This is a genomic window from Paenibacillus sp. OT2-17, assembly GCF_009827695.1.
In the GTDB taxonomy this organism is placed as follows: Bacteria; Bacillota; Bacilli; order Paenibacillales; family Paenibacillaceae; genus Paenibacillus; species Paenibacillus polymyxa_B.
On sequence record NZ_WUDQ01000415.1, the window covers coordinates 1 to 3,305 of the forward strand.

Annotated in this window: 6 protein-coding genes and 1 other annotated feature; all 6 genes read left to right on the forward strand. The window is 46.1% G+C overall.

Translation table 11 applies throughout. The features are described from left to right. A partial coding sequence (locus GRP75_RS22250; RefSeq protein WP_202404261.1) for a ribonuclease E/G occupies positions 1 to 555 on the forward strand: 555 nt, incomplete at its 5' end. Positions 556 to 653: 98 nt separating this feature from the next. Further along, positions 654 to 741, forward strand: a sequence feature (ribosomal protein L21 leader region). Between the two features lie 13 nt (positions 742 to 754). Beyond that, entirely contained in the window at positions 755 to 1,066 is a 312-nt protein-coding gene (rplU, locus tag GRP75_RS22255; RefSeq protein ID WP_013311592.1) for a 50S ribosomal protein L21, read from the forward strand. Positions 1,067 to 1,079: 13 nt separating this feature from the next. Next, the gene (locus tag GRP75_RS22260; RefSeq protein ID WP_013311591.1) at positions 1,080 to 1,418 is read left to right on the forward strand and encodes a ribosomal-processing cysteine protease Prp; all 339 of its coding nucleotides are present in this window, start codon (positions 1,080 to 1,082) and stop codon (positions 1,416 to 1,418) included. Between the two features lie 5 nt (positions 1,419 to 1,423). Next, a complete protein-coding gene (gene rpmA / locus GRP75_RS22265) occupies positions 1,424 to 1,741 on the forward strand; it encodes a 50S ribosomal protein L27 (RefSeq protein ID WP_013311590.1) in 318 nt (105 codons plus the stop codon). A gap of 145 nt (positions 1,742 to 1,886) precedes the next feature. Further along, positions 1,887 to 2,624 (forward strand): Spo0B domain-containing protein, encoded by a 738-nt coding sequence (locus GRP75_RS22270; RefSeq protein ID WP_053326604.1) that lies wholly within the window; start codon positions 1,887 to 1,889, stop codon positions 2,622 to 2,624. Positions 2,625 to 2,637: 13 nt separating this feature from the next. Further along, the coding region (gene cgtA, locus GRP75_RS22275; protein ID WP_160790382.1) for an Obg family GTPase CgtA at positions 2,638 to 3,305 on the forward strand (668 nt) is incomplete at its 3' end.

A 3,305-nucleotide genomic window follows, 5' to 3' on the forward strand; every position in this document is an offset into this window, starting at 1 on the left:
CAGCGATTGATTAGGGATGTGTTTACACCTGAACAGGATGAACTGGTTATTGACAGTGAAGAGCAAGCAAAGGACGCAGAAATAATGCTGCAACAGATTGGTCCTGCGAAAGCTCATGTAAGTATATTTCGTGGTGCAGAAGAAACAATTTTTAAAGCTTATGGCATTCATGAGCAGCTGGAACGCGATTTTGCGCGAAAGGTATGGTTGCAGGGCGGCGGTTATATTGTCATTGATCATACGGAGGCATTAACCGTCATTGATGTGAATACGGGGAAGTTTACGGGAGGCAGTAATCTGGAAGAGACGGTGACCCAGACTAACATTGAAGCAGCCGAAGAGATTGCCCGCCTGGTACGTGTGCGTGATATTGGTGGTATCATCATCATTGATTTTATTGACATGGAACAAGAGGAGAATCGTCGGGAAGTATCCTCTGTGCTGGAAGCAAGATTGAAGAAGGATCGGACCAAATCTTATGTTGTCGGTTGGACGCGGTTAGGTTTGCTGGAAATGACCCGTAAAAAAGTGCGTGAGGAAAAGACGCTCGTGTAGAGCGGTGCGAAACCAAAAATCATTTTAAAACTAAAGGTTGAATGTGTACAAAGCTTGTGCTACAATCATTTAGTATGTGTGATGCGTAAGATTGGCTGCACATGCTGTAACCGCTCCAATCAGGTACTGAAGTGCAGTATCCTAAGGGAATCTGTCACCTGCTATTAGGCGAGTCTGAGACATAAGGAGGTGCAAGCAAATGTACGCAATTATCGAAACAGGTGGTAAGCAATACAAAGTTCAAGAGGGCGACGTATTGTTCATCGAGAAGTTGGAAGCTAATGATGGTGAAACTGTAACGTTCGATCGTGTTCTGGCAGTGTCCGGCGACAATGGCTTGACAGCAGGTACACCGCTTCTTTCTGGAGCTTCTGTAACAGCTAAAGTTGAGAAGCATGGTCAAGGTCAAAAGGTCATCGTATACAAATACAAACCTAAAAAGAACTACCATGTGAAGCAAGGTCATCGTCAACCGTACACGAAAGTGACGATTGAAAAAATCCAAGCGTAAGAGGGTGCGATAAGTGATTATCGTGCGTATTACACGACTGGAGGATGGCAGCATACAGGGGTTTTCCGTTAAAGGGCATGCGAATTTCGCTAAATCTGGCGAGGATATCGTATGTGCTGGCGTTTCAGCGGTAACGGTAGGAACTGTCAATTCGATTGGAGCTCTTACGGACGTTGAGATGGAAACGGAAATGGAAAACGGCTTTTTAAGCGCGTATCTTTCTCCTGAAAGTTATCATGATGCGAACGCACAGGTTCAACTGTTGCTGGAGTCCATGGTGATTATGCTGACAAGTATTGCTGAATCATACGGTAAGTATATTCAAATAGAAAATAATCAAAGAAGGAGGTAGACATCATGTTGAAATTGACATTGGATCTTCAATTATTCGCATCGAAAAAAGGTGTAGGTTCCACAAAAAACGGACGTGACAGTAGATCGAAACGTCTTGGAGTGAAACGTGCTGACGGTCAAGCAGTTACCGGCGGTAGCATCCTGGTTCGTCAACGCGGAACGAAAATTCACCCGGGCACGAACGTGGGCATCGGTAAGGACGACACTCTGTTCGCGAAAGTGGACGGCGTTGTGAAGTTCGAACGTTGGGGCCGTGATCGCAAAAAGGTGAGCATCTACCCGATCGACGTTGCTCCAGTAGCAGCTACTGTAGAAGCTTAATAGCGGCTTAGACACGCTGAAAAGCCTCCGGCACTTTTGTCGGAGGCTTTTTTGCATGATGGTAATGAACTGGAAAGTTAGTCTGTGCTATACTGGATTAAGGTTCTTTAATAATCCATTTAATTTCGCAGAACGGAGAGAAGCCATGTTCCAGCGGATAAGAGCGCCTTATCTGGCGTTGGGTTCCATTCTGATTCCTTTGGTTTTTTCACTGCTCTATCCTGAAGTATTAACGATTATCTTATTAGCAGTATGGTCTGTAGTTGCTGCATGCTTTGGTATGTGGTATACGCAAAGACAGGTTGAGTATGAGCGGAAAGCTGCTTTGCGTTCTTTTGAGCGTACAGCGATTTCAATGCTTAACCATCATCGGCATGACTGGATGAATGACTTGCAGGTGCTTTATGGATATATTCGTATGAATAAGCATGATAAATCTGTTGCTTATGTGGAAACAATAAAAGGGCGCGTGGCGGAAGACAGTAAAATATCTAAGTTGGGTATTCCCTCACTGGTGTTTTATTTGCAGTCTTTTCGCGTGAACGCCGGTAATTTACAGTTGTCGGTACAGGTTGAGGAACAGTTAAAGTTAGACGCTGTCATGTCTCCCGAAGACGGCGAGTCGCTTGCCTCGGCCGTCATAGAAACGGTGCGTGCGTATCAATATGGCGGGGGCCGGTCGTCCTGGGGAGAAGTGCGCAGATTGACACTTTTTTTCGGTATGGATCAGAATGATGTTATCGTCCGTTTTGAAGGAAGTGACATACCTGCGGATTTGAATATCCTAAAGCGGGTCAGATCCGTACTCGGAAGTGAACGCATTCGAACAGAGAAGCTCCCTACGGGCGAAATGTTTCAAATTCGGATGCAGTGCCAGACATAAGGAAGGTGTAACCATGTTTGTAGATAAAGCGAAGATTTTTGTTAAAGGCGGTGACGGTGGGGACGGATTAATTGCGTTTCGCCGTGAGAAATACGTTCCTGAAGGTGGCCCAGGTGGTGGTGACGGAGGGAACGGTGGAGACGTAATTTTCCGTGTAGATGAGGGTTTGCGTACCTTGATGGATTTTCGGTACCAACGTCATTTTAAAGCCCAACGTGGAGTGAAAGGTCGTAACAAAAGCCAACACGGAGCCAATGCGGAGCACATGATCGTACGTATACCACCGGGAACGGTCATCATAGATGATGATACTGGTGAAGTAGTAGCAGATATGACACGTCATGGTCAACAAGTCGTCGTAGCTAAAGGAGGACGCGGAGGACGCGGGAACATCCGTTTTGCTACACCGAATAATCCAGCGCCTGAGTTGGCTGAGAACGGCGCAGAGGGACAAGAACGTTATATCACGCTTGAGTTAAAAGTAATGGCTGACGTAGGTTTGGTCGGGTTCCCTAGTGTAGGGAAGTCTACCTTGTTGTCGGTTGTATCTTCCGCAAAACCGAAAATTGGGGCATACCACTTTACAACGATTACTCCGAATTTGGGCGTTGTGGATGTGGGTGATCATCGTAACTTTGTGATGGCGGATTTGCCTGGTTTGATTGAAGGAGCTCATGAAGG